Raw genomic sequence first — 23,862 nt, 5'->3', positions numbered from 1 at the left:
GGGGGCGTCCAGCACCGAACGCTGGCTCCGCCCCACCGGCCACTATTGCCGCATGAGCATCAGGTCCAGGTTCTGCACCGCGGCTCCGGATGCGCCCTTGCCAAGGTTATCGAACACCGCGGACAGCAGCACATGCCCGTTTTCAACGTGGTGGAATACGCTCAAGTGCATGTCGTTCGTACCATTCAGCGCTTGCGGATCCAGGTGTGTCAGGGCGGCCGATTCGTGCAGCGGCAAGACCCGTACGTGCGTGGCCGCGGCATAGTGGCGCGCGAGGCAGGCGTGTAACGTGGCGCCGTCCACGCCAGGTGCCAGCTGCCGCAATGCCAGCGGCACCGTCAGCACGATGCCCTGGCGGAACGATCCGTACGCCGGGACGAAAATGGGACGCTGCGCAAGGCAGGCGTGCTGCCGGATCTCGGGCGCGTGCTTGTGCGCGAGTTCCAGGCCATAGACCTGGTATGCAGGCGCGTTGGCAGCGCCCGGCCCCTCATATTCCGCCACGCCGGCACGGCCGCGTCCGGAATACCCGGATACCGCGTGAATGCTGACCGGGTAATCGGCCGGTATCAGCCCGGCCTGCACCAGCGGACGCAGCAGGCCGACGGCACCGGTCGGATAGCAGCCGGGATTGGTGACCCGGGATGCATTCGCAATCTGCTCGGACTGCCCCGGCGCCATTTCCGGAAAACCGTAAGTCCAGTCCGGCTGTGTGCGATGGGCGGAGCTGGCGTCGATCACGCGCACGGCAGGATTGACGATCGCGCCCACGGCCCCGCGCGCAGCGGCGTCCGGCAAACAAAGGATGGCGATGTCGCAGGCGTTGATGGCTTCCGCGCGGCGCCGCGCATCCTTGCGCTCCGCTGCGGGAAGTGTGAACAGCCGGATGTCGGTGCGGTTGCGCAGCCGCTCGTGGATTTGCAGCCCGGTGGTGCCTTGGTCGCCGTCGATGAAAACTACGGGAGAGCTCATAGCTGGATGTCTCCGCTGACTGTGGGGGTTGAACAGGTAAAACCGAGCCACTATGTTGCGCGGGCGACTAGAATAGAGAAAGTTGAATTTCGTAAAGCAAACATTCAGTTTTCCTGAATCCGGACTTCGTCATGCGAGAGATCAGCCTGGACCGCTTGCGCACCCTGGTCGCCGTGACCGAGCGGGGTTCCTTTGCCGAGGCGGCGCGCGCCTTGCACCTGGCGCCGCCCACGGTCAGCCTCCACATCGCCGAACTCGAACACCGCATCGGGGCGCCGCTGCTGTTGCGCAAGCGCGGCCATGTGGGGCCGACGCCGATCGGCGCGCTGCTGGTGGAACGCGCGCGCCGGCTGCTGGCCGACGCGGAGCAGGCACTGGACGATATCCAGCGCCAGGTAGACGGGCTCGAAGGGCGTGCGCGCCTGGGCGCGTCCACCGGCGTGATCGCGCACCTGCTGCCGCAAGCGCTCGAGGCCCTGCGCGAGCACCATCCCGCCATCGACATCCAGATTGCCGTGCATACTTCGGAAGAAACCCTGTCCCGGCTGGTGGATGGAACGCTCGATATCGGAGTGGTCGCGCTGCCTCAGCCCCCGGTGGCCGGACTGGCGATAAAGCCCTGGCGCCGCGACCCGGTGATGGCCTTTGTGCCGGCGCACTGGCGGTGCCCGGCCCGCGTTACCCCGGAATGGCTGGCCGCCCAACCGCTCATCCTCAATGACGCGACCACGCGCCTGTCGCGCCTGACTACGGAGTGGTTCGCAACCGCCGGGCACCATCCCGCGCCCCGCATTCAACTGAACTACAACGACGCGATCAAGAGCCTGGTAGCGGCAGGTTATGGCGCAGCGCTGTTGCCGCATGAGGCCACTACGCCATTGCCCGACAGCCGCATTGTCATGCGTCCGCTGCGGCCGGCGTTGTGGCGACGGCTCGGTATTGCCTGTCGTGCGGGTTACCTTGAGCGCTCCACGCAACACGTACTGGACGTGTTGTGGGCCTTGCGGTTGCCGTAGGCGTTGCACCCGGAACAAACGCCGGTGTTCCCACCTCTCCGCCCGCCAGTAACGCCGCAGCATCTCAGTCTTAAATTAACTTCATATTGCCTGCCCCGCTGGCGCTGACTAGTATTCTGAGACAAAAACTAAGGGGGGCTTCCATGCGGCCAATTCAGGTTTCCCTCGCAGGCAGGCGATGCTCCGGCCACTGGCTGCACGCACAGGCCTGCCCCGGCCTGACTATCCTCTCCGACGCGTCCGCGGCGTCACGCCGCCGACGGCCTCATCGCTACCGACACCCCCTGCCCGCCGCCTGATCCAGGCCGGCAGCGCCGCAGCGCATGGCGTGCGCAGATAGCACGCCCGCCCCGCAGCCCCTGCCGATGATCTCCTTTTCGTGCGGGGGCAAGATGCGCGTAGTGCTGTATCACGACGATCGTGCCAGGCTCGAGCGCGATCTGCGCGAGCATGGGCTGCCCGACCAGGTGCCGCTGAACGACAACGCGCGCGGCATGCTGGCGGTGCTGGTGGTGGCGGACGGCAATCGCGTCACCGAGGCGGCGCAGCGCTGGCTGCGCGCCGAGCCGCGCGCCGACGCCTTTATCGCCGGCTGCACCGCCGCCACCCGCTGCCATTGCATTCCGGAGGCATGGTGGCCGGCGGCGCTCTGCGATCTGGTCTGCGCGCCCGATCAGGACGCGCTGCTGACCGAACTGGCCGCGCGGCTGTGCCGCCTGGCCGAGATCGAAGCGGTGCTGGACGCACCGTGGTTGCGCGAGCGCGCCGTCGGGGATTCGCCGGCCTGGCGCGCCACCCTGCGCGCAGTGGCGCAGGTGGGCCGCTATGGCCGCGGCACCTGCCTGCTGCTGGGCGAAAGCGGTTGCGGCAAGGAGCTGCTGGCACGGCTGATCCACGATCTCGATCCGGAGCGCCATCGCGCGCCGTTCGTGGTGGTGGATTGCACCACGCTCAGCCCGGAGCTGTCGGGCAGCGAACTGTTCGGCCATGCCAAGGGCGCCTTCACCCACGCCGTCTCGGCACGCGATGGTGCGGTGGCGATGGCCGATGGCGGTACGCTGTTCCTGGATGAAGTGGGAGAGCTCCAGCTTCCGCTGCAGGCACGCCTGCTGCGCGTGATCCAGGAGCGCATGTACAAGCGCGTGGGCGAGGACACCTGGCGCAAGTCGGATTTCCGGCTGACGTGCGCGACCAACCGCGACCTCGAGACCGAGGTGCAGGCCGGCCGGTTTCGCAGCGACCTGTACTTCCGCATTACCCAGTGGACCGTGCGCGCGCCCTCGCTGGCCGAGCGTCGCGAGGATATCCCGCTGCTGGTGCGGCATTTCCTTGCAGAAAGCCTGGCCGGAACCGGGCCAGGCCTGCCGCTGGTGATGCCGGAGGTCATGCATTACCTGGTGATGCGCGACTACCAGGGCAATGTGCGCGAACTGCGCAATGTGGTGTCGCGCCTGGCCGAGCGCCAGCGCGGCTTCCAGGTGATCAGCACCGGCGGGCTCGACGGCCCCGTGCCGCAGCTGCGCAACGGGCTCGCGACGGACATCGTCAATCCGTGGCCGGAAGCGCTGCGGCATGCCATCGAGGGCGCACTCGATGCCGGGCTCGGCCTCAAGCATATCGGCCAGATCGCCGAGTCCATGGCGGTGCAGGTGGCCGAGAGCCGCCACGGCTGCACCAGCCGCGCGGCGGAGTTGCTGCAGGTCACGCCGCGGGCGCTGCAGTTGCGGCGACAGGTGCGGCCCGCGCCGTCGGCGTGAAGCGCTGGCCGATGCGCGCGCTGTTTCGGATCGGCGTTTGCGGCGGCAACGCTACCCGCGCCAGCAGGCGCAAGGCATTGCCACCGGCCATGCGCGCAAATGCGTCGGGCGTGGGACGCAGGGCACGCAGCTTGGCCAGCTCCAGGCCAGGGTGCAGCCACGGTCCATCCGAACCGAACAGCAGCTTGCCGGGGCCGGCGCGCCGGAACGCTTCCTCCAGCACGTCGAAGCGCCGCACGCCCGAGGTATCGGCAAACAGGTTGGGATAGCGTGCGATCAGGTCCACCACTTGCCGCTGCGCCGCCCAGTCGTCGGCAAAGCTGCCCAGGTGCGCGAACACGAACGCCACCTCGGGATGGGTCTGGGCCAGCAGGCGCAGCGCGCCGGTCTCGCCGCCGGGGTCGTACAGCACCGGCAGCCGCCAGTGGCGCGCGGCATCGCAGACCTGCCGGTGGATCGGGGCATCGTGCCGATGCACCTTGATGCCGCGCAGGCCCAGCCGCAGCACGGCTTCCTCGATCATGCGATGGACGCGGTGCCGGTCACGTTCGGCATGGATCATGGCAAAGCCGGTAAAGCGCCCGGGATCGGCGCGCGCCAGCGCCGCCACGTCGCGGTTGCCGCGCAGGTAGTCCGACTGGAACACGGGCAGCAGCACCGCATGCGCGATGCCGGCCTGCCGTGCGCGCCGGACATAATCGGCCAGCGGCGCGGTGGTGTCCCACGGGCCCGTCATGCCGTCGCCCTGCCCGGCATGGACATGGAAATCGACGATCATCGCGACAGCTCGAAGCGCTGGCCGGGCCCGTACTGCAGGTCATTGCCGGCGCCGAGGATGCCGGCCGGGACCAGGTTGCGGATCGACAGGCCGCTGCCGACGGTGACCGTGCCGCGCAGCTTGTCATTGGCCAGCGCGAAGCCCTTGTTGGCAAGCGTGCGCACGATCGCGTGCTCGACCGCCGCGCGCTCGCCGGCGCTGGCCACGTTGGCCGTCCATACCGTCAGCGGCGGCGCGCAAGTGCACGCGGCGCCGGCGCGCGCGCTGCCCTGGCGCGCGTGGTACCAGCCATGCACGCCCAGCCGTGCCGGCAGGCTGGCCGCCGTGCCGACATAGACCGGCGTCGCACCGCGCTGGAACAGGTAGACGCCGCCGCCGCGCGTGGCGCGCGCGGCGGCGTCCAGGCTCGGCCAGCGCCGCCATTGCAGCGTCACGTTGGCGGATTTGGGCTGGGACTCGAATGCCAGTTCCGCAAGCGCTGGCTCGCTCTCGTAGCGGCTCGCCGGCGCGCGCCACCGGTCCAGGCTGAGCCCCACCAGCGACAGCCGCCCCGCCTGCTGCCGGGCCAGCAGGCAGGCGCGGCAGCACGCGCCGCCGCTGTCCAGCCGGCTCTCATACCGCGCCGTACCGCGGCGCGAAGGCGTGCCGATGCGCCGTGCGCGGGCCACCAGCTGGCGCAGGTCGGTCAGCAGTGCCTGCGGCGGCGTGCCGGCCGGATAGCGGCGCACCTCCGCCAGCAGCCGCAGCAGCCGGCGCATGCGCCACGGCGCCAGTTCCAGTGTTTCACCTTCCGCAGTCTTGAACATGGAATCTCTCCCGATAGGCCGGCGGCGCCCACCCGCGCGGCACGGCCGGCTGGCCCGCCAGCAAGGCAAGCGCCTGCAGCAGGCCGTCAATCTCTTGCGGTGCATGGCTGGCACGCACCACCACCGCCACGGCGCAGCGCCCTTCGGCCTGCCGCAGCAACGCCGTGCGGAAGCCCGCGGCGCGCAGCCCCGCGTGCAGCGCGCGCGTGCGCCCGGCAGAGCCCAGCCGCAGCTGCTGCATGGGGTGCAGCGGCACGCTGACCTGCAGGTCCGGCAAGCGGTGCTGCGCCAGCCAGCGCAAACCCCGCCGCAGGCGCCGCACGCGCTCCAGCAACGCCGCGCGCAGCGCGTCGCCGTCGCAACCGTTGCGCGCCAGCGCGTTCAGGCCGGCCAGCAGCGCGGCCTGCGAAGCAGCGCTGCAATGGGCCTGGGTCGGGCCGTCGCGGGCGATCTCGCCCACCAGCGCGGCGGGGCCACACAGCGTGGCCAGCGGCGCGCCGAAGGCCTTGGCCCACGATGCCAGCAGCAGCACCGGCTCGGCGGGCGCCAGGCCCGCGTAGCGCAGCAGCCCGCCACCACCGCTGCCCCACGGACGTCCCGGCCCGGGTTGCGCGCCGGCCAGGCCCAGCAGCTGCGTGTGGTCGACCACCACCAGACCGCCACGCTCGCGCACCAGCGCCAGATAGCGGCGCAGCGCCACCGGGGCACCTTCGCGGCGCGTGCCGTCGGTCACCACCGCGGGCGGACGGGTGCCGGTGCCCTGGCGCAAGCGCCGCGCCAGGTCGGCCAGGTCGGCATGGCGGAACAGCGTGACCGGGGCGCCGAGCCCGCGCACCCGCTCGAGCCCCCAGCGCATCACCGGATAGAGGGTGTCATCCGCTACCAGTGCATGCGTGCGCCCGAGCCGGTCGAACAGGTCCAGCGACAGGTGCAGCGTCGACGGCCCGGCCAGGCCCGCCTCGCAACCCTGCAGCGCCGCCGCCTGCGCCGCCAGCGTGCCGGCCAGCGGCGACACGGCCAGCGCGGCAGGCGTGCCGGTCGTGAGCGCCGCATAGCTGCCCAGTTGCGCGGCGGGATGCGACATGCCCAGGTAGAGCGCCGACGCGAAATCGATCATGGCCGCCTGCCTCTCCTCTCGCCTGCATCGCTGTCACTGCCGTTCCCGCCTGCCACGCTCAGGCCACCTGCGCACCTCGGTGCTCTTGCAGCCGGCGCAGCAGGTGCATGCCCGGCACCTGCACGTCGACCGGCTCGGCACCGATGTCGACGCCGGTGACGGCCCGGTACGAGTGGATATAGGTCTGGATCTCGGGGCGGAAATACGCCGCCCAGTTCGCCGCGTTGGACGGATCCGTGACCGAATTCCAGTCGCTCCAGCGGATCGACGACACGATCTGTTCGCCCGTGGTGGCCAGCTGCCAGAACTGGTAGGTGTTGGTGTCGCCCCACCCCTGCAGCTTGCGCATGCTTTCCACCGAGTGCATCCACGGCTCCGGATACGCGATCATCGAGCGCCGCGGCAGGAACTCGCGGAACTCCGGCCGCGCCAGGATCCACTGCTGCATCATCATCTCGATGCGCGAGGTGGTCGGCAGGTCGCCGAACTGGTTATGCGCGCCCTCGGACAGGATCAGGTGCACCTCGCGCAGTGCGTTCAGCAGCGGGAAGCCATCCGGCACCACGGTGGTATCGTCCGCCTGCCGGAAGAACGGCACGCACAGGTTCAGCAGCGTATGGAACGCGCCCAGGAACTTGCTGCGGCTGTCGGCCGGCTGGATGCGTGGCACCGCGCGCCCGAACAGGCGGAAGCCATACTCGTGCAGATACTCGGCCGCACGCCGCTCGATCGGCAGCCGGTGCTGCTCATCCTGTACCCAGCCCCAGATGATGTTGCTCACCGGCCGCAGCGGATCCAGCTCGAGCTGGTTGAGCGGGTCCCTGGGCCCGCCGGACAGATTCTGGAAGCGGCGCGAGATGGCGTTCATGGTCTGCACCAGCTGCAGCTCCTCCATCCAGTAGCTCCAGATCAGTTCGATCAGCGGCGGGGCGCTCAGCTTGGCCGAGATGTCGTTGTTCCAGTGCTGCAGCCACAGGCAGCCGTCGCCGCACGGGCCGTCGTCGCGCGGCACCAGTTCGCGCGATTCCGACAGCGGCTCGGTGGGATGCATGGCGGGTTCCGTGGCGCCGGACCGCGCGAAGGACTCGCGCATGCTGTCGACGGTGCGCCCCGCGTCGGTGCCCTGCAAGCCCTGCACCACGCGCTCCAGGTAGGGCAGCGTGGGCGACCCGTTCTTGCCGAAATACTGGCTGGCGATGTCCTCCACCTGTGCCAGCTCCAGCCGCAAGCCGAGCCGTTCATTGGCCAGCCGGATCGCCGCTTCATCGGTCCGCAGCAGCCTGGCGATGGCGCCGCTGTCGTGCGGGGACGGCACCACGGCGCCCCACGTCACCACGAAGGCCTCGGTGGCCACCTTCAGCGCGCGGTAGGCGTCGGTGTCCGAGAACGGCAGGAAACGACGCCGGCTCAGCCGCGCGGCTTCGTCGTACAGCGCCGGGCCGGCGGGTGCGCCGGCGCGGGCGGGGAGCGGGCTGGTGCCAAAGAACAGCAGGTCCACCTGGCGCGCGTAGTTCGCCCAGCTCAGCATGTCCGCGTTGCGCTTGATCAGCAGCCACAGCGCCCAGTCCCCCGTCAGGTCGCGCGAGGTGCGCTTGAGGCTGAATGACGGCTCGTGGTAGTCCTTTACTCCCACCGGGCCGGAACGCGCCCCGATGGGGTCGACCTCGGCGCCGCTCGCTTCGTCGCCTTGCGGTTCGGCGCCCTCGCCGGCGTCAGGGTACGGCGGCGCCTTCAGCCGGCCCGGCACAGTGACCTCGCGCCGGCCGCCCAGCTTCGCGGCAGCATCGAACAGCATATCGTCCGGAATGCCCAGCGCCGCCAGCTTGCGCATGGTGCGCGCCACCTCGCCGAGCGCCGCGGACAGACCCTCTTCCCTCTGGCTCCAGGCGTCCGAAGGCCCGACGCGGATCTCCAGCCTGGCCTCGGTGCCGGGCTTCAGGCGCAGCTGCTCCATCTCGCGCGGCTCGCCTTCGCGTGCGTAGACCGCCAGCTTCAGGTATTTGTGGCCCTCGGTAAGCCTGGTGAAGTCATAGTGCCAGTCACCGTCGGTATTGCCTATCGGCACCAGCGCGTACTCCACGCGACCCGACTCCGTGTTTGTGTTCATCACGTTCTCCTTCAGCAAATCACGCGTAGGCCGCGACTGGCATGCGCAGCGGCTGCCGTCGCTGGTTGAGCGCCTCGCTCAGCTGCGCGCTGCCGGCGCTCCAGGGCAGATAGCCGGCCAGTGCCCAGCGCTGCAGCAAGGCCGAGATGGTGCGCAACTCGACGTCTGGCGCGAGCAGGCCGCTGTAGCGGGCCTGCCCCAGCACCGCGAACGCCAGCGTCGGGGTATCGGCCAGGTACTGGTGCGGGCGCGACCGCACCAGGCGCCACAGCCGCAACAGGTTGGCGGGATCGCGGCCGGGCAGCCGCAGCGCCTGGCCCAGCGTGCGCCCGCCCAGCCGCGGCGCGCGCAACGCGAGCAGCCTGGTCACGAACGCCGGGATCGACTGGTCCAGCTGCGCGAACGCGCGCCGTTGCGCGGCGCTCATCTGCCAGCGCGGATAGAGCCGTTCCCACACCTGCTCGAGCGCATCCCACTGCGGATGCGGATACAACGCCCGGCCCATCGCCACCGACAGCTTGACGCGGATCCACGGTGCCGGATGCGGGTCGTCGAGGTTGATGCGCAGCACGAAGGCGCGCGGCAGGCTCACCACGCTCATCAGCCCGCACGTGGCGGTGATGCCCACCCGCGACACCGCCCACAGATCGGCGACGATCTCGCTGATCCAGCGCTCCCAGGCGCGCCAGACTTGCGGCGGCGCCGTCGCCGCTGGCCTGTCGCTCCGCATCGCACCGGCGCCGCCAGACACCAGCCGCAGCGTCCGCTGGCCGCCTGCGGCGGCACGGCGGTACGCATTGGCCAGGTCCAGCAGCGCGGCCGCCTGGTGCCCCACCTCGTGGAACAATGACGCGGCCAGGCCGGTGCCCACCATGCGCTCGCGCGGCATGCGGATCACCGCCACCGGATTGGCGCCGCCACCGGGCAGGCGCGTCCGCGCCCGCCGGATCGCGCCGCCATGGCCGCGCTCGACATAGCAGATCACCTGCGGCAGGTCGATCGCCACGCCGGGCTGCCGCAGCCCGTCGCGCGCGGCCACGTCCAGCCCCGCCAGCCAGACGCCGGTGCCATGCTGGCTGCGTTGCGTCAGCACTTCGGCAAAGATCTCGAAATGCGTGAGCGCGGCGTGGAAATACAGCTTGAGCATGGCGTAGCGCTGCTGTGCGCGCGCCACCGCGGCGGGTTCAGGCCGCGCGGCGCGCAGCGCGCCGAGGAAGCGCCCGATGCGCCGGCGCAGCTGGTGCCGCGCCGCCTGCATATGGCGCTCGATGGCGCTCATGGCTTCGTCGCTGATATTGGCGGCGGGGACCATCGGCATCTGCAGCGCGTAGGGCAGCTGCGCGTCCAGGCGGGCGCGGATGCCGAGCACCTCCTGTTCCAGCAACCGCAGGGCGTTGGCACAAGCGTTCATGACGGCAGCCTCGGGGTCGTAGCGCGAATGTCGAAGGCGGATGGGGACGGCTCAGAACATCGGCCGAGGCGGTGCCAGGTACAGGATCAGCGCGCGCCCGTTGCGCGAACGCCGCCACTGCCCGCCCATCGGCAGCGCCGCCGCGGCCAGGCCGCCTTGCGCGGCTCCGTTGCCGCACGACGGGCACGACCCCGCGCCGCCATTGGCGTAGCCCGCATACGGACTGCGCACCGCCGCGGCCAGGCTGGCCACCGGCTGCGCCCCGGCAGCGCCGCTGGCCGCCGGCCCGAAGATCGGCGCCGTGCCCATCTGCCGCGCCGCCGCCACGCCGTTCTGCGAAATCGTGCGCATGGCGGGCAACAGCCCCGGCGCCACCTGGCGCGCAGCCTGCAGGAACGCCGCGCGCGCGGCACGCGACGGCGGCACGTTGCGCGGCATGGTCAGCAGATTGCGGGTCGCCTGCTGGCCGATGCGGACCACGCGGCGCGCCACCTCGAATTCGCGGTCCTCGTTGCTCAGGCCCTCGAGCTCCAGACCGAGCGCGCTGCCGGCCATGCTGGCCAGCTTGCCGCCGATCGCGCCGCCCGCCCCGGGCACCACCAGGTTGCCGAGCGCGCTGCCCACCACCGGCAACGCCGCCTTGGCCGCCGAACGCAGGATGCCGCCCAGCGCCTTGCCCGCCGACGACCTGGCAAAGCTGCTGGCGGCGCGCCCCACCGAACGCACCAGGCCGCCCAGGAACTGCTCCATTTCCTGTTCGCTGTTGACGGCCAGCAGCTCGGCCGCCAGTTCCATCTCCTGCATCTCGCCGGAGACCTCTTGCTCGAACTCGTTCTCGAATTCCCCCTCGCCCTCGAATTCGCCTTCGAACTCCGTCGCCATGCCGCCGAGTTCCTGGCCCAGCTCGCCTGCCTCCATCAGCTCCGAGGCCAGCTCCTGTTCGAGCTCGTTGTAGCCGGTGCCCCAACCGCCCGGCCTGGAAGTCCCGATATCGTGCATTTGCAGCTCCTTTCAGGTTAGGTTGGCGAGCCGCAGCGGAACTCGCGTGACCACCTTGTGCACGCGCCGTGCCAGCCCGCGCAGAAGGTCTAAGTCCCTGAAAAGGCAAGATATTGGGAAAGCCCCCGGCGGCCGGCGGCGAACCGCGCTTCGCGCGGCGCCGGCCTGGGGTGCGGGATCAGGCGAAGCGCGCTTCGCTGCCCGGGCGCAGTCTGGAATGCAGGATCGGCGCGACCCTCCCGTCCGGCGCGGCGTGACCTGCCCACGCCTTCACCGGCTTCACGCCGCCTGCTGTCTGCGCAGAAGATGGCGGCAGGGGTCCATGCCCCCGCCGCCGGTCCCGCCTACTTGATGCAGGCTAGGTTCACGGCAAGGCCACCCCAATCGGTAGCCTGGTTGTTGTCGACCTGCACCTGCAGCTTGTCGCCATGGGTAACCGTCCCGGCCAGCGCCTCCTTGCTGCAGTTCTGCAGGCCATTGGTGATCTTGCAGCTCAGGTCGCTGACCTGTGCGAGCACCACCGAAGCCCCGGAACCGCTCACCTTGTGCACCGAGATGTCGAGCGTGCCCTGCACCTTGCCCAGCGTGCTCGCCGTAAGCGTGACGCGCGTGCAATCGTAGGGAATCACGACGCCGAAGTCCGACGGCAGCGCTACCGCCCCGCCGGCGCCGGTCATGGCATAGCGGCCGCGGCTGAGCGTATCCGGCACGTTGAAGTTGCCGTTGTAGACGGTGCCGTTGGCCATGGTCACGCCCGTCGTCGGCCACTTGCCGTCCTGCTTGGGACCGTACATCGTCCACGTGGTGGTGTCGAAGTAGAAGTCGCCGTTCACGCCGATGTCGTCGGTCGGTGCGCCGCTGCCGTAGAGGACATGGCCGCCATTGCCGACCGTGGTGCCGCCGGTGCCGCCGGTGCCGCCGGTGCCGCCGCTGCCGCCCGACTGGCTGACCAGCGAGACCCCTGCCGGCCATACACCGTCTGCCTTGGGCCCGTACAGCGTCCAGGTGCTGGTGTCGAGGTAGTAGTCGCCATTGTTGCCGAGGCTGTTCGCCGGCGCGCCGGTACCCGACAGCACCGTGCCGCCGCTGGGAGGCGGCGTGCCGGTGGCACTGCCGAGCGGCACGCCCGCCGGCCACGTGCCGTTGGCCTTGGGGCCGAACAGCGTCGAGGTCGAGGTGTTGATGTAGTAGTCGCCGTTGTTGCCGACGCTGTCGGTCGGATCGACCGAGCCGGACAGGATGGTGCTCCCCGCCGCACCGGTATTGCCTCCCGGACCCGCGAGCGAGACCCCTGCGGGCCACACGCCATTGGCCTTGGGCCCGAACATCATCCACGTCACGGTGTTCAGGTAGTAGTCCCCGTCCTTGCCGATCTCGGGTCCCGGGTCGGTGGTGCCGGACAGCATGGCACTGGTCGTTGCCGCGGCCGGAGCGGGCGTAGTCGGCGCGGTGGTCGTGCCTGGCGACGTGCCTGTCGAAGTGCCAGGCGACGTGCCCGTTGAAGTGCCCGTTGAAGTGCCCGGGCTCGCAGCGGCGCTGGTAGACGGGGAGTCGCCCCCTCCGCCACCGCCGCAGCCGGCGAGCGTGATGACAAGGCAGGCGAATGGCACGGCGGCCAGCTTGATGTGGGCGTTTTTCATGGGCTCCCCTTCCTCGGACTCTGCGGTCGTAAAGGTCGACGGCTGCGAAGGCGCCATCGATGAACCCAATCTAGTTGGCGGGAATGGAATGGAAAATCCGCTCGAAGGATGACCGAGGTATGTGTCCGGGATGAAACGCTGCGGGCGCTGCGCGCGGGCCCACCGGTGCGCCGCGAGCCCCCAAAGAAAAGCCGGCCATCGCCGATGGCCGGCCCAAGCTCACAGCAGATGGAGAAATGCGGCCCCGCCGCGCATCGCCGCCGCCGGACAGCGCGAGCGCGGGGCCAGCCTCAATTTGCATCAGCGCGATGGCGTCGCCTTCGTCCACCCGGACTCGTCCGTTCGGGGTATGCGGCGCGCCGGCGGGTGGCTCTAGTGTTTCCCTTCCCAATGACTTTGATGAAGGAGGAGACATGGCCAAGGCCGAGAATCTGGTGACGTCGATCCAGGTAGAAATCGAGGCGCCGGCAGCGCTGGTGTGGGAGGTACTGACCGACTTTGCGCGCTACGGCGAATGGAACACGTTCTGTCCCGGGCTGGAGACCACCGGGCGGCTCGGCGACATGGTGCACATGCAGGTGCGCATTCCCGGCACCGACCAGGTGATCCCGGTCAACGAGTACCTGGTAGCGTGGGAACCGGAGCGGCTGCTGTCGTGGGAGCAGCGCCCCACCGACGACAACAAGGACGCCGCGCGGCGCGACCAGTACCTGGTAGCGATCGGCCCGGGACGCAGCCGCTACTTCACCACCGACCTGTTCCTGGGCCTGAATGCCGAGACCATCATGCGCGAGCACGGTGCCTGGGTGAAGCAGGGCTTCGACCAGGTGGCACGCGACGTCAAGGCGCGCGCGGAAGCGCTGCAGGCCCAGCGGCAGGCCAGCCGCAACTGAGCAGGCGGCGCGTGGCCGGCCCGGAGCCCGGGCCGGTCACGGGGTCGGACTCACAGCGTCACTGCGTTACTGCGGCGGGCGCTGGCTCAGCACCACCAGCGCCGCGGCGCCGCGGCTGCGCACGCAGGCGTCATCGCAGCGCTCCAGGACGGCTTCGGCGGAGTGCAGTGTCACCGTGGGCCGATCGTCCTGGCCGGCATCCATCGCCAGCCCCCAGGCCACGCCCATGGCAGCGCCAGCCCCGACCAGGCCTGCCGCCCAACGAAACCCGAGCCGCTTCATCGCTGTCTCCTCCGCTTGCCCTGCTTTTATCCGGGCTATTGAGAGCATCGTAGTCAGCGGCGCGCCGGAGCTCTTCGTCCGAGCAGACTAAGGGGTATCCCGCATCAGCGCGGGGCCGGAAGTGGCGTGGGATCGACAGGAAGCGCGCGCGCCGGACAGCGCCGGCCCGCCTTGATACAGCCGGGCCAGCGCGGCGGCGCTGCCGGATAGCCCTGCGGGCGCCAGATGCATGGCGTGCGCGCCCAGCAGGCCCCACAGGTGTGCCACCAGCAGGCCGGCCAGGTCCGGAGTGGGCAACAGCATCGCGAACGTGACGCGCAGCGACTCGAGGCCGCGCAGCACGCGCTCGCGCAGCGGACACAGTTCGCACGCTTCGCCGCACTTGTGCTGCAGCAGCGCGGCAATCAGGCTGACATGGCGCGCGAGTTCGTCGCCGTGCAGCAAGGCCTGCAATGCCTGCGCCAATGCGTCCGGGCCGGCACCACCCTGCGCCAGCGGCGCGAGCCGCGCGGCGAAGTCGGCTTCGGCGCAGGACAGCAGCGCGCCCAGCAGCTCGGCGCGGGAACGGAAATGCCCGTAGACGGCGCCGCGCGTCATGCCGATGGCACGCGCCACGTCGTCGACGGTGACGCAGTGCAGGCCGCGGTGGCGGATCAGCTGCTGCGCGCTGGCGAGGATGCGTGCGCGCGTGACGGCGGCATCCTCGCGGGTGTGGCGGGCCATCGGCGCGGCGCGCTTACACGAAATGGACGTCGTCCGGGCCCCAGTGGGCGCGCATGCTGCGGATGCGGCCGTCGTCGCCGAAGCTCATGATGTCGGTCACGTCGATGCGCGCCGGCCGCCCTTCCAGGCGCGCATGCACGGCGAAGGTCAGCGCGGCGGCATTGCCATGCGAGCCGCGCGGCGGCGCCACCACCTCCAGCCGCGCGCCCAGCGCGGTGGCGTGCTGGTAGAACGCGAGGATGGCGGGCTTGCCAACGATGGGCTGCGCGCCGACGGGATCTTCCACGGTGGCGTCGTCGGCGTAAAGCGCGGCAACGCCCTGGGCGTCGCCGGCATTGAAGCGCTCGACATAGGCGAGCAGCGTCGCCTTCATCGCGGCGCTATCGGGAGACTGGGGCATGGGATTCTCCGGGTCGTGGGTGTCAGCGTGCGGTGTAGCCGCCGTCGATCACCAGTTCGGCGCCGGTGACGTAGCGTCCCGCGTCGGACACCAGGTACAGGATGCCCGCCGCGATGTCGCGCGGCTGGCCCACCTTGCCCGCGGGCGTAAGTCCGCCCAGGTAGTCGAACAGCCCCTCGCCCTGCCCCGAGGCCTGCGCCACGTGTTCCAGCATCGGCGTGCGGATAAAGCCGGGATGAATCGAATTGGCGCGGATGTTCTTGCCCGCGTACAGCAGCGCGTCGGTCTTGGCCATCATCCGCACCGCCGCCTTCGACGCGTGATACGGCGGCACGTCCGGCCCGCCGGCGATGCCGTACATCGACGACACATTGACGATGGCGCCGCCGCCGGCGCGCTCCATATGCCCGATGGCGTGCTTGGTGCACAGGAAGGTGCCGGTCACGTTCACCGCCATCACCTGCTGCCATTGCTCCAGCGCCAGTTCATGGGTGGGCGCATTGGGTCCCTCGATGCCGGCGTTGTTCACCAGGATGCCAAGGCCGCCGAAGCGCTCGGCGATCTCGGTGAATACGCGCGCCACCTCGTCTTCGCGGGTGACGTCGAGCTTCCAGAACGCGGCCTCGCCGCCGGCCGCGCAGATCGCTTCGGCCGTGGCCTTGCCGTCTGCTTCCAGCACGTCGAGCACGGCCACCCTGGCACCAGCGGCCGCAAGCATGCGCGCGGTCTCGGCGCCGATGCCGCGCGCGGCCCCGGTGATGGCCGCCACCTTGCCACGCAGGCCGAACAGGTCATACGGGTAATCCATGATGTCTCCTTGGTATTTATCGTGTGGGCGCAGGCAATTATGCCGCGCCGCCCGGGGCGGTATCGGCCAGGAAGCCCAGGCATTCGCGGTTGAAATACGCCGCGTGCTCGACCATCACCCAATGCCCGCAGCGATTGATCATGACAAAGCGCGCATCGGCACAGCCGCTCAGCAACTTCGCCGCGCCCGAGGCGGGATTGAACTGGTCCTCGGTGCCCCAGAAGCCCAGCACCGGACAGCGGATCTCGCCCAGCCGCGCGGTCAGGTTGGGCACCTTCATGGTGGCCAGCACCTCGCGCGGCTGCTCGCGGCATACCGCCATGCGCTCGTCGACCAGCGCGTCGGTGACCAGGCTGGCGTCGTGCACCAGCAGTTGCAGCAGCTGGCGCATCGTATCGGGGTTCATGTGGCCGCCGGTAAACAGCGACACCATGCGCTGGATGCCCGGCATCTCGAAATAAGTCTCGCGCTCCTCCACGCCGCCGGGCGCCATCATCACCAGGCGGCTGACATGCTCGGGGTAATCGAGCGCGTACTGCAGCGCGATCGCGCCGCCCAGCGAATTGCCCACCAGCACGCAGCGCGGCAGTTCCAGCGCCAGCAGCTGCTCGCGCAGCGCGGCGACGAAGAAGTCCAGCGTGTATTCGACATCGTCCGGCTTGGACGACAGTCCGTAGCCCGGCAGGTCCACCACCACGGTGCGCAAGCCCGCCGCGGCGAACGCCGGCACGTTGTGGCGGAAGTTGCTGTGCCCGCTCGCGCCTGGTCCGCTGCCGTGGATAAAGACCACCGGCTCGCCGGCGCCGGCGTCCAGGCAGTGCAGGCGCAGCCCCTTGGCGGTAGTGATGAAGCGCCCCACCGGCAGGTTGGGGTGGAGCGAAGCTGGCTTGGTTGACGTGGACGAGGGTGTCGAGGACGTGTGCTGCGAGGTAGCGGACATGAGGGCGTCTCCCTGGGTTTGCCAGCATCTTGCGCAGCGCCACCGCCGCGGGCATCGTTCATTCGGACTACGAGCCGCCGCGCCACTTCTCCTACGATGGGCGCTCCATGCAAAACGGGGCAAGCCCATGACAGGATTCGATTACACCGGCCAGACCGTGCTGGTCACCGGCGGCATGCGCGGCATCGGCCGCGCCATCAGCGAGGCCTTCCTGCGGGCCGGCGCGCAGGTCTTCGTATGCGGCCGTACCGCGCCCGCCGACGACAGCGAGCTGCCGGCCGCGGATGGCCGCAGCGCCCGCTTCATTGCCGCGGACATCCGCGACCTGGAGCAGGCCGAGGCCATGCTGGCGCAGATCGCACAGGCCAGCCCGACGCTGGACGTGGTGGTCCACAACGCCGGCGGCGCGCCGTTCGCCCTGGTTGCCGACGCCTCGCCGCGGCTGCTCGAGTCAGTGATCCGGCTCAACCTGGTGGCGCCGCTGCAGCTGGCCCAGCGCTGCAATGCGCGCATGCAGCAGCAGGCCGGCGGCGGCACCCAGCTGTTCGTGGGCAGCGTCAGTGCACTGCGCCCGTCGCCCGGCACCGCGGCCTACGGCGCCGCCAAGGCGGGCATCCTCAATGCGGTGCGCACGCTCGCAGTGGAATGGGCGCCGCGCGTGCGCGTGGCCGCGGTCAGCCCGGGCATGGTGCTGACCGATACCTCGCAGCAGCAGCATTACGGCGACCCGGCGGCGTTGCGCAGCATGGCGGCGACGGTGCCGCTGGGCCGGCTGGCGCTGCCGGACGACATCGCCGCGGCCTGCCTGTTCCTTGCGTCGCCGCAGGCCTCGTACGTGAGCGGCGCCAATCTCGTCATCGATGGCGGCGGCGAGCGGCCGGTCTTCCTCGAAGCAGCCTCGATCAATCGCACCTGAGCCGCCACCTGAGCCGTTGCCCGTAGGGAAACAGCCTAGTCCGTTCTGCCGATTTGTGCATGGCTCCCCCTCTCTACGCTTCTCGTCCAGGCGAGGGCCGATCGAAGTGCCAGGCAATGAACCAACACCGATTTCACGGGGAGACCACCATGCACCAACCACCACGCGGGCCACAGCAGCGCCGCAACCGGCTGCGGCCCATCGCCGCGGCAGCGGCCCTGACGGCGCTGGCCGCGCTGCTTGCGCAGCCCGCGCAAGCCGGCGACACCATCGACTTCGGCAACGACACCACGCTCGACTACAGCGTCACCGCGTCCTACGGCGCGGCGCTGCGCACCGGCCGCCAGAGCGACGCGCTGCTGAGCCCGGCCAATATCAACGGCGACGACGGCGATCGCAACTTCAAGCGCGGCGACATGACCGCGAACCGCGTCTCGCTGCTGGGCGAGGCGCACCTGAAGCGGGGCGAATTCGGTGCGCTGCTGCGCGGCAGCGTGTTCTACGACTGGGCCTACAGCGGCACCAACTCCAACAACGCGCCCTTCACGGTCAACCACAGCGGGCCGTTCAACCAGTTCACCGAGTCGGCGAAGGACTACCACGAGCACCGCGCGCAGCTGCTCGACGCCTATGTCTACGGCGCCACGCCGATCGGCGGCACGCAGCTGAGCTTCAAGCTGGGCAACCAGGTGGTGGCGTGGGGCGAGAGCCTGTTCTTCGCCAACATCGCCGGCGCGCAAGGGCCCGCAGATGCCACCAAGGCCTTCGTGCCCGGCGCCGAGGTCAAGGACATCCTGCTGCCGGTGCCGCAGGCCTCGCTGCAGCTGCAGGTGACGCCGACGTTCAGCGTGATGGGCTATTACCAGTTCACCTACAAGCCGAACCAGATGTTCGCCCCGGGCAGCTATTTCAGCACCACCGACGTGGTCGGGCCCGGCGCAGAGTTCATCATCGGGCCCGGCTTCAACATCCCGCGCGGCCCGGATATCCGCCCGTCCGACTGGGGCCAGTGGGGTGTCGGCGCCCGCTTCCGCGTGTTCGAGGACACCGAGATCGGGATCTACCAGCTGCGCTACCACGACAAGAACCCGAGCGTGGTCACCTCGCTGTTCCCCACGCTGCAGTACCAGCAGAAGTTCTACGGCGGCATCAACCTGACCGGCGCCAGCTTCTCGACGCAGCTGCTCGGCGCCAACGTCGCCGGTGAAGTCAGCTACAAGGACGGCATACCGATGCTGGTGGACGTGGCGGGGTCGCCCACCGCCTCGCGCGGCAAGGCGCTGCAGGGCAACCTGTCCGCGATCTATTCGGTGGGGCCGACCTTCCTGGCCGATTCGCAGTCGCTGCTGGGCGAAGTCTCGTACCTGCACGTGCTGGACGTGGACCCGGTGATGGGCTTCAGCAAGCTGTCGAACACGCGCAACTCGGCGGCGTTCCAGGTGGGCTGGTCGCTGACCTACAACAATGTGTTCGACGGCTGGGACGTCACCGTGCCGCTGACCTATGCGCAGCAGTTCAGCGGCAGGTCGGCGGTGGCCGGCGCCTTCGGCACGCTGATGGGCTATGGCGACAAGCGCGCCAGCGTCGGGCTGACCTTCAAGTACCTGAACAACCTGGAGCTCAACCTGACCTACGCCGCGTTCATCGGCGGCGCCAATATCGTCAACCGCCCGCTGGCCGATCGCGACTACGTGGCCTTCAACGCCAAGTACTCGTTCTGACCCCTCGTCCCGGTCCGCGCCGCCTGCATGGCCGCGCGGACCGCCCTCTTTTCCGCCATGAATGCCGACCTGATCACCACGCTCAGCAACGAACTCCACCAGGCGCTGGTCACGCGCACGCCGGTGCCGCCGCTCAGCGGGCGCGGCCTGGCGCTGGATGTCAGCGCCGCCTACCGCATCCAGCAGGGCTTTGTCGCCCACCGGCTGGCGGCCGGCGACCGCGTCACCGGCAAGAAGATCGGCGTGACCAGCGCCGCCGTGCAGCAGATGCTGGACGTGCACCAGCCCGACTTCGGCATCCTGCTGCAGAGCATGCACTACGCCGCCGGCCAGCCTATTCCCGCCGCGTCGCTGATACAGCCGCGCGCCGAGGGCGAGATCGCCTTCTTCCTGCGGCGCGACCTGCGCGGCCCGGGCGTGACGCGCGACGACGTGCTCGATGCCACCGAGGCGGTGGCGGCCTGCTTCGAGATCGTCGATTCGCGCATCCGCGACTGGCGCATCCGCATCGAGGACACCGTTGCCGACAACGCCTCGTGCGGCGTCTATGTGCTCGGCGACGAGCGCGTGAGCCCGCATGCGGTGGACCTGGCCGCGTGCGCGATGACGCTCGACAAGAACGGCGAATGCGTCGCCAGCGGCCTGGGCAGGGCCGCGCTGGGCCATCCCGCCGACGCGGTGGCGTGGCTGGCCAACACCCTCGGCAGCTACGGCATTCCCCTGCTGGCCGGCGAGACCATTCTGTCGGGCTCGCTGGCGGCGCTGATTCCCGTGCAGGCGGGCGACCGCCTGTCCATGCATATCACCGGCATCGGCGGCTGCGCCGCCGTGTTCTCCTGACTGTCTGACCCTGCGATCCCAAACACCATGAACAAGATCCGATGCGCCCTGATCGGTCCCGGCAATATCGGCACCGACCTGCTCTACAAGCTGCGCCGCAGCGATATCCTGGAACCGGTCTGGATGGTCGGCGTGGAGCCGACCTCCGAAGGCCTGGCGCGTGCGCGCGAACTGGGGCTGAAGACCACCAGCGACGGCATCGACGGCCTGCTGCCGCACCTTGAGGCCGACGATATCCGCATCGCCTTCGATGCCACCTCGGCCTACGTCCACGCCGAGCACTCGGCCAAGCTGACCGCGCGCGGCGTGCGCGTGATCGACCTGACGCCGGCGGCGATCGGGCCCTTCTGCGTGCCGCCGGTCAACCTCGAGGCCCATATCGGCAGCAACGAGATGAACGTCAACATGGTCACCTGCGGCGGGCAGGCCACCATCCCGATGGTGTATGCGGTATCGCGCGTGCAGCCGGTGGCGTACGGCGAGATCGTGGCGACGGTGTCGTCGCGCTCGGTCGGGCCCGGCACGCGCCGCAATATCGACGAGTTCACCCGCACCACCGCGGGCGCGATCGAGGCCGTGGGCGGCGCGCGCCAGGGCAAGGCCATCATCGTGATCAACCCGGCCGAGCCGCCGCTGATCATGCGCGACACCATCCACTGCCTGACCGAAGACGCGCCCGACGTTGCCGCCATCACCGCGTCGGTACACGACATGATTGCCGAGGTGCGCAAGTACGTGCCCGGCTACACGCTGAAGAACGGCCCGGTGTTCGACGGCAAGCGCGTCTCGATCTTCCTCGAGGTGGAAGGACTGGGCGACTACCTGCCCAAATACGCCGGCAACCTCGACATCATGACCGCCTCGGCCGCCCGCACCGCCGAATGCATCGCCGCCGCCATGCGCGCCGGCAGCCCTGAAACCGCCACTGCCTGAGGAGCCCGGCCATGGCCCAACGCATCACCCTGCACGACATGACCCTGCGCGACGGCATGCACCCGAAGCGCCACCAGATCTCGCTGGAGCAGATGAAAGGCATTGCGCGCGGCCTCGATGCCGCCGGCGTGCCGCTGATCGAAGTCACCCACGGCGATGGCCTGGGCGGCGCCTCGGTCAATTACGGCTTCCCCGCGCACAGCGACGAGGAATACCTGCGCGCGGTGCTGGGCGAACTGAAGCAGGCACGCGTGTCGGCGCTGCTGCTGCCCGGCATCGGCACCGTCGACCACCTGCGCATGGCGCACGAGATCGGCGTGCAGACCATCCGCGTGGCCACGCACTGCACCGAGGCCGATGTCTCGGAACAGCATATCGGCATGGCGCGCAAGCTCGGCATGGATACCGTCGGCTTCCTGATGATGGCGCACATGGCGCCGGTGCAGACGCTGGTGCAGCAAGCGCTGCTGATGGAAAGCTACGGCGCCAACTGCCTGTACATCACCGATTCCGCCGGCCACATGCTGCCGCACGACGTCACCGAGAAGCTCACCGCGGTGCGGCAGGCGCTGCGCCCGGAGACCGAACTGGGCTTCCACGGCCATCACAACCTGGCCATGGGCGTGGCCAATTCGCTCGCCGCGATCGCCTGCGGCGCGACCCGCATCGATGCCGCCGCCGCGGGCCTGGGCGCCGGCGCCGGCAACACGCCGATGGAAGTGCTGGTGGCCGTGTGCGAGCGCATGGGCATCGAGACCGGCGTCGACGTATTCCGCATTGCCGACGTAGCCGAGGACCTGGTGGTGCCGATCATGGACCACCCCATCCGCATCGACCGCGACGCGCTCACGCTGGGCTATGCCGGCGTGTATTCGTCGTTCCTGCTGTTTGCCAAGCGCGCCGAGGCCAAGTACCGCATTCCCGCGCGCGAAATCCTGGTGGAGCTGGGCCGGCAGCGGCTGGTGGGCGGCCAGGAAGACATGATCGAGGACACCGCGATCACGCTGGCGCGCGCGCGCGGCCTGCCCGTCGCGTAAGGACGCTTTCGATCCGGCCCGGCACGCCGGGCACTGCTTTCATCACCCACAAAGAAAGAGGAGACAGGTACCCATGCTCAGACTTCGTGCCCGCCCGCGGCTTGCCGGCTTCGCCATCGCCGCCATGGCACTGGCCGCGGCCAGCCCCGCCCATGCGCTCAATATCCTGCTGACCAATGACGACGGCTGCGCCGCGCCCGGCATCGCCGCGGTGCGCAAGGCCCTGCAGGACGCCGGCCACCGCGTGGTCACGGTCGGCCCCGCCACCAACCAGAGCGGCTCGGGCGCGGCCTATGCCGTGCCCGATGGCCGTACCCGGCTGGTGGTGGACCCGCTCGCCGGCAGCGCCGATACCTTCTGCGTGCACCGGGTCAAGCCCACCTTTGTCGCGGGCAGCGCGCTCAACAGCACCAACCCGGACTATATCGGCAGCGGCTCGCCGGTGGACGCCACCGCCATCGGCCTGAAGATCGTCGCGCCGGAAAGCGGCATGACGCCGGACCTGGTGGTGTCGGGCGCCAACTTCGGCGAGAACCTGTCGGATTCGATCCCGCACTCGGGCACGGTAATGAACGTGCTGTACGCCGCGCGCCGCGGCGTGCCCGGCATCGCGCTGAGCGTGGGGGTGGACTTTGCCGAGGCACGCTCGGGCTTCCCCGGCACCATCGCCGCGTTCCCGAAGGCCGGCGCCTTCCTGGCCCGCGTGGTCGCGACCCTGGAGGCCAGTCGCCCCGCCGGCCAGCCGCTGCTGCCTGTAGCCCACCCGCTCAGCATCAACTACCCGGTCGGCGGCGCCCCGGCCGGCGTGCGCCTGACCGTGCCCGGCACCGTGGATTCCTTTACCACGGCCTACAAGCGCAATGCCGACAACACCGTCTCGATCGACGTGGGCGCGGCCGAGACCGAACCGGCCGCGCTGGCGAATACGGCCGAGACGCCCGCCTTCCTGGCGAAGTACATCACCATCTCGCCGCTCGATGTCGACTTCCGCCCCACGCCGCTGGCGCGCGGGCTGTTCAACCGCTCGCGCCGCGAGCTGGCCAACCTGGCTCCGTGAGCACCGATACCATGGACAAGCAACTTCGACACTGGCGCCACCTCGTGCTCGCATGCGGGGTCGCGGCCGTCGCGGCATGCGGGGATGAGCCGGCGCAGGATGTGAGCGGCACCGCGGCCGTCGGCGCCGCGCTGGCCGGCGCCACCGTGCAGGTGCGCGACACGCAAGGGCAGGTGCGCCACGCCACGGCCGATGCCAGCGGCGCCTTCCGCCTGTCCGGCTTGCCGGACGGCGCGCTGATGGTGCGCTGCGAGGGCGGGCTCGCGCAGGGTGAGCCGAACCGCCAGCGGCTGCACGGCCTGGTGCTGGGCGGGCGCACCGTGAACTGCACGCCGCTGACCGAGCTGGCGCTGTGGAAGCTGACCGGCGGCCCGCCGGCCCAGGCCTTCGACGGCTTCGGCACGGCAAGCGCCAAGGGCCTGTCAGCGCAAGCGCTGGCCGAAGCGGAAAGCGCCGTGCTGGCGGCGCTGGCCGCGGGGGCCGGGGTCGATGTCGACCCTGCCGCCATCCCGCGGGGCTGGCATGACACCCCGCTGCAGGCCGGCAATACCGGCGATGCCCACGATGCCGCGCTGGACGCGCTGCGCGAAGCCATCGCCGACCAGGCCTCGATGGATTTCATGGGCGAGATGGTGGTGCACGGGCTGTGCGTGGCCGACGGGAACTGCGGGTGATGCAGGGGATGCGGGACGCGTGAGAACCACCGTCC

The 23,862-nt window shown here is 70.0% G+C and carries 24 protein-coding genes; 11 read left to right on the top strand and 13 right to left on the bottom strand.

What is annotated here, in order from left to right; all coding sequences use genetic code 11:
* Positions 1 to 42: 42 nt before the first annotated feature.
* A complete protein-coding gene (gene argC, locus U9J39_RS20505; RefSeq protein WP_326347917.1) occupies positions 43 to 972 on the bottom strand; it encodes an N-acetyl-gamma-glutamyl-phosphate reductase in 930 nt (309 codons plus the stop codon).
* Between the two features lie 131 nt (positions 973 to 1,103).
* On the opposite strand from argC, the gene U9J39_RS20500 reads away from it, so the two are divergent.
* A complete protein-coding gene (locus U9J39_RS20500; protein ID WP_326347897.1) occupies positions 1,104 to 1,988 on the top strand; it encodes a LysR family transcriptional regulator in 885 nt (294 codons plus the stop codon).
* 365 nt (positions 1,989 to 2,353) lie between these two features.
* Positions 2,354 to 3,745: a sigma 54-interacting transcriptional regulator gene (locus U9J39_RS20495; RefSeq protein ID WP_326347896.1), complete on the top strand. Its 1,392-nt coding sequence runs from the start codon at positions 2,354 to 2,356 to the stop codon at positions 3,743 to 3,745.
* Here the strand turns inward: U9J39_RS20495 and U9J39_RS20490 are convergent.
* The 7 genes from U9J39_RS20490 to U9J39_RS20460 all read right to left on the bottom strand — a co-directional run bounded on the left by U9J39_RS20490 (position 3,690) and on the right by U9J39_RS20460 (position 12,369).
* Positions 3,690 to 4,523 carry an amidohydrolase family protein gene (locus tag U9J39_RS20490; RefSeq protein ID WP_115712375.1) on the bottom strand — a complete coding sequence of 278 codons (834 nt, stop codon included), beginning with the start codon at positions 4,521 to 4,523 and terminating at the stop codon, positions 3,690 to 3,692. The two genes, U9J39_RS20495 and U9J39_RS20490, sit on opposite strands and share 56 nt — an antisense overlap.
* On the bottom strand, positions 4,520 to 5,329 hold the full coding sequence (locus tag U9J39_RS20485; RefSeq protein ID WP_326347895.1) for a hypothetical protein: 810 nt from the start codon (positions 5,327 to 5,329) through the stop codon (positions 4,520 to 4,522). Before U9J39_RS20485 ends, U9J39_RS20490 begins: the two co-directional genes overlap by 4 nt.
* The gene (locus U9J39_RS20480; RefSeq protein ID WP_326347894.1) at positions 5,307 to 6,446 is read right to left on the bottom strand and encodes an aminotransferase class I/II-fold pyridoxal phosphate-dependent enzyme; all 1,140 of its coding nucleotides are present in this window, start codon (positions 6,444 to 6,446) and stop codon (positions 5,307 to 5,309) included. Before U9J39_RS20480 ends, U9J39_RS20485 begins: the two co-directional genes overlap by 23 nt.
* 58 nt (positions 6,447 to 6,504) lie before the next feature.
* Positions 6,505 to 8,553, bottom strand: a complete 2,049-nt coding sequence (locus U9J39_RS20475; RefSeq protein WP_326347893.1) for an 8-amino-7-oxononanoate synthase — start codon at positions 8,551 to 8,553, stop codon at positions 6,505 to 6,507.
* Positions 8,554 to 8,572: 19 nt separating this feature from the next.
* The gene (locus U9J39_RS20470) at positions 8,573 to 9,964 is read right to left on the bottom strand and encodes a hypothetical protein (protein WP_115712369.1); all 1,392 of its coding nucleotides are present in this window, start codon (positions 9,962 to 9,964) and stop codon (positions 8,573 to 8,575) included.
* A gap of 51 nt (positions 9,965 to 10,015) precedes the next feature.
* Positions 10,016 to 10,963, bottom strand: a complete 948-nt coding sequence (locus U9J39_RS20465) for a hypothetical protein (protein WP_116313500.1) — start codon at positions 10,961 to 10,963, stop codon at positions 10,016 to 10,018.
* A 344-nt stretch (positions 10,964 to 11,307) separates the two neighbouring features.
* Complete coding sequence (locus U9J39_RS20460; RefSeq protein WP_326347892.1) at positions 11,308 to 12,369, bottom strand: hypothetical protein; 1,062 nt, start codon at positions 12,367 to 12,369, stop codon at positions 11,308 to 11,310.
* Here U9J39_RS20460 and U9J39_RS20455 point away from each other — a divergent pair.
* Together U9J39_RS20455 and U9J39_RS20450 are read left to right on the top strand one after the other, a co-directional pair.
* Positions 12,368 to 12,715 (top strand): hypothetical protein, encoded by a 348-nt coding sequence (locus tag U9J39_RS20455; protein ID WP_240987734.1) that lies wholly within the window; start codon positions 12,368 to 12,370, stop codon positions 12,713 to 12,715. The genes U9J39_RS20460 and U9J39_RS20455 overlap by 2 nt on opposite strands.
* Positions 12,716 to 13,016: 301 nt before the next feature.
* Positions 13,017 to 13,496 carry an SRPBCC domain-containing protein gene (locus tag U9J39_RS20450; RefSeq protein ID WP_326347891.1) on the top strand — a complete coding sequence of 160 codons (480 nt, stop codon included), beginning with the start codon at positions 13,017 to 13,019 and terminating at the stop codon, positions 13,494 to 13,496.
* Between the two features lie 66 nt (positions 13,497 to 13,562).
* On the opposite strand, the gene U9J39_RS20445 is transcribed toward U9J39_RS20450, so the two are convergent.
* The 5 genes from U9J39_RS20445 to U9J39_RS20425 all read right to left on the bottom strand — a co-directional run bounded on the left by U9J39_RS20445 (position 13,563) and on the right by U9J39_RS20425 (position 16,649).
* The gene (locus tag U9J39_RS20445; RefSeq protein WP_018005122.1) at positions 13,563 to 13,778 is read right to left on the bottom strand and encodes a hypothetical protein; all 216 of its coding nucleotides are present in this window, start codon (positions 13,776 to 13,778) and stop codon (positions 13,563 to 13,565) included.
* Positions 13,779 to 13,865: 87 nt separating this feature from the next.
* Positions 13,866 to 14,501 (bottom strand): TetR/AcrR family transcriptional regulator, encoded by a 636-nt coding sequence (locus U9J39_RS20440; protein WP_326347890.1) that lies wholly within the window; start codon positions 14,499 to 14,501, stop codon positions 13,866 to 13,868.
* A gap of 13 nt (positions 14,502 to 14,514) precedes the next feature.
* Positions 14,515 to 14,901, bottom strand: a complete 387-nt coding sequence (locus U9J39_RS20435) for a nuclear transport factor 2 family protein (RefSeq protein ID WP_115699735.1) — start codon at positions 14,899 to 14,901, stop codon at positions 14,515 to 14,517.
* Positions 14,902 to 14,923: 22 nt separating this feature from the next.
* Entirely contained in the window at positions 14,924 to 15,709 is a 786-nt protein-coding gene (locus U9J39_RS20430) for an SDR family NAD(P)-dependent oxidoreductase (RefSeq protein ID WP_326347889.1), read from the bottom strand.
* Positions 15,710 to 15,746: 37 nt separating this feature from the next.
* A complete protein-coding gene (locus tag U9J39_RS20425) occupies positions 15,747 to 16,649 on the bottom strand; it encodes an alpha/beta fold hydrolase (RefSeq protein ID WP_326347888.1) in 903 nt (300 codons plus the stop codon).
* Between the two features lie 127 nt (positions 16,650 to 16,776).
* On the opposite strand from U9J39_RS20425, the gene U9J39_RS20420 reads away from it, so the two are divergent.
* The 7 genes from U9J39_RS20420 to U9J39_RS20390 all read left to right on the top strand — a co-directional run bounded on the left by U9J39_RS20420 (position 16,777) and on the right by U9J39_RS20390 (position 23,827).
* Entirely contained in the window at positions 16,777 to 17,565 is a 789-nt protein-coding gene (locus U9J39_RS20420; protein ID WP_326347887.1) for an SDR family oxidoreductase, read from the top strand.
* Positions 17,566 to 17,714: 149 nt separating this feature from the next.
* Entirely contained in the window at positions 17,715 to 19,286 is a 1,572-nt protein-coding gene (locus U9J39_RS20415; protein ID WP_115712354.1) for a DUF1302 domain-containing protein, read from the top strand.
* 57 nt (positions 19,287 to 19,343) lie between these two features.
* Positions 19,344 to 20,126, top strand: coding sequence for a 2-oxopent-4-enoate hydratase (gene dmpE, locus U9J39_RS20410; protein ID WP_326347916.1), 783 nt, complete (start codon positions 19,344 to 19,346; stop codon positions 20,124 to 20,126).
* A gap of 27 nt (positions 20,127 to 20,153) precedes the next feature.
* Entirely contained in the window at positions 20,154 to 21,059 is a 906-nt protein-coding gene (locus tag U9J39_RS20405; protein WP_115699730.1) for an acetaldehyde dehydrogenase (acetylating), read from the top strand.
* An 11-nt stretch (positions 21,060 to 21,070) separates the two neighbouring features.
* Positions 21,071 to 22,096, top strand: coding sequence for a 4-hydroxy-2-oxovalerate aldolase (dmpG, locus tag U9J39_RS20400; RefSeq protein WP_025583241.1), 1,026 nt, complete (start codon positions 21,071 to 21,073; stop codon positions 22,094 to 22,096).
* 73 nt (positions 22,097 to 22,169) lie between these two features.
* Positions 22,170 to 23,153 carry a 5'/3'-nucleotidase SurE gene (gene surE / locus U9J39_RS20395; RefSeq protein ID WP_326347886.1) on the top strand — a complete coding sequence of 328 codons (984 nt, stop codon included), beginning with the start codon at positions 22,170 to 22,172 and terminating at the stop codon, positions 23,151 to 23,153.
* Positions 23,154 to 23,164: 11 nt separating this feature from the next.
* Positions 23,165 to 23,827 carry a hypothetical protein gene (locus U9J39_RS20390; protein ID WP_326347885.1) on the top strand — a complete coding sequence of 221 codons (663 nt, stop codon included), beginning with the start codon at positions 23,165 to 23,167 and terminating at the stop codon, positions 23,825 to 23,827.
* Positions 23,828 to 23,862: the final 35 nt, after the last annotated feature.

The organism is Cupriavidus sp. SS-3, assembly GCF_035818815.1.
GTDB classification, from domain to species: domain Bacteria; phylum Pseudomonadota; class Gammaproteobacteria; order Burkholderiales; family Burkholderiaceae; genus Cupriavidus; species Cupriavidus taiwanensis_C.
Note: the sequence above shows the minus strand (reverse complement) of the source record. Positions and strands in the feature narration are given on the sequence as shown.

Bases quoted from the DNA above. Each gene is read 5' to 3' on its own strand.
- argC (WP_326347917.1), bottom strand. From the start codon at position 972: ATGAGCTCTCCCGTAGTTTTCATCGACGGCGACCAAGGCACCACCGGG.
- U9J39_RS20500 (WP_326347897.1), top strand. From the start codon at position 1,104: ATGCGAGAGATCAGCCTGGACCGCTTGCGCACCCTGGTCGCCGTGACC.
- U9J39_RS20495 (WP_326347896.1), top strand. From the start codon at position 2,354: ATGATCTCCTTTTCGTGCGGGGGCAAGATGCGCGTAGTGCTGTATCAC.
- U9J39_RS20490 (WP_115712375.1), bottom strand. From the start codon at position 4,523: ATGATCGTCGATTTCCATGTCCATGCCGGGCAGGGCGACGGCATGACG.
- U9J39_RS20485 (WP_326347895.1), bottom strand. From the start codon at position 5,329: ATGTTCAAGACTGCGGAAGGTGAAACACTGGAACTGGCGCCGTGGCGC.
- U9J39_RS20480 (WP_326347894.1), bottom strand. From the start codon at position 6,446: ATGATCGATTTCGCGTCGGCGCTCTACCTGGGCATGTCGCATCCCGCC.
- U9J39_RS20475 (WP_326347893.1), bottom strand. From the start codon at position 8,553: ATGAACACAAACACGGAGTCGGGTCGCGTGGAGTACGCGCTGGTGCCG.
- U9J39_RS20470 (WP_115712369.1), bottom strand. From the start codon at position 9,964: ATGAACGCTTGTGCCAACGCCCTGCGGTTGCTGGAACAGGAGGTGCTC.
- U9J39_RS20465 (WP_116313500.1), bottom strand. From the start codon at position 10,963: ATGCACGATATCGGGACTTCCAGGCCGGGCGGTTGGGGCACCGGCTAC.
- U9J39_RS20455 (WP_240987734.1), top strand. From the start codon at position 12,368: ATGGCACTGGTCGTTGCCGCGGCCGGAGCGGGCGTAGTCGGCGCGGTG.
- U9J39_RS20460 (WP_326347892.1), bottom strand. From the start codon at position 12,369: ATGCTGTCCGGCACCACCGACCCGGGACCCGAGATCGGCAAGGACGGG.
- U9J39_RS20450 (WP_326347891.1), top strand. From the start codon at position 13,017: ATGGCCAAGGCCGAGAATCTGGTGACGTCGATCCAGGTAGAAATCGAG.
- U9J39_RS20445 (WP_018005122.1), bottom strand. From the start codon at position 13,778: ATGAAGCGGCTCGGGTTTCGTTGGGCGGCAGGCCTGGTCGGGGCTGGC.
- U9J39_RS20440 (WP_326347890.1), bottom strand. From the start codon at position 14,501: ATGGCCCGCCACACCCGCGAGGATGCCGCCGTCACGCGCGCACGCATC.
- U9J39_RS20435 (WP_115699735.1), bottom strand. From the start codon at position 14,901: ATGCCCCAGTCTCCCGATAGCGCCGCGATGAAGGCGACGCTGCTCGCC.
- U9J39_RS20430 (WP_326347889.1), bottom strand. From the start codon at position 15,709: ATGGATTACCCGTATGACCTGTTCGGCCTGCGTGGCAAGGTGGCGGCC.
- U9J39_RS20425 (WP_326347888.1), bottom strand. From the start codon at position 16,649: ATGTCCGCTACCTCGCAGCACACGTCCTCGACACCCTCGTCCACGTCA.
- U9J39_RS20420 (WP_326347887.1), top strand. From the start codon at position 16,777: ATGACAGGATTCGATTACACCGGCCAGACCGTGCTGGTCACCGGCGGC.
- U9J39_RS20415 (WP_115712354.1), top strand. From the start codon at position 17,715: ATGCACCAACCACCACGCGGGCCACAGCAGCGCCGCAACCGGCTGCGG.
- dmpE (WP_326347916.1), top strand. From the start codon at position 19,344: ATGAATGCCGACCTGATCACCACGCTCAGCAACGAACTCCACCAGGCG.
- U9J39_RS20405 (WP_115699730.1), top strand. From the start codon at position 20,154: ATGAACAAGATCCGATGCGCCCTGATCGGTCCCGGCAATATCGGCACC.
- dmpG (WP_025583241.1), top strand. From the start codon at position 21,071: ATGGCCCAACGCATCACCCTGCACGACATGACCCTGCGCGACGGCATG.
- surE (WP_326347886.1), top strand. From the start codon at position 22,170: ATGCTCAGACTTCGTGCCCGCCCGCGGCTTGCCGGCTTCGCCATCGCC.
- U9J39_RS20390 (WP_326347885.1), top strand. From the start codon at position 23,165: ATGGACAAGCAACTTCGACACTGGCGCCACCTCGTGCTCGCATGCGGG.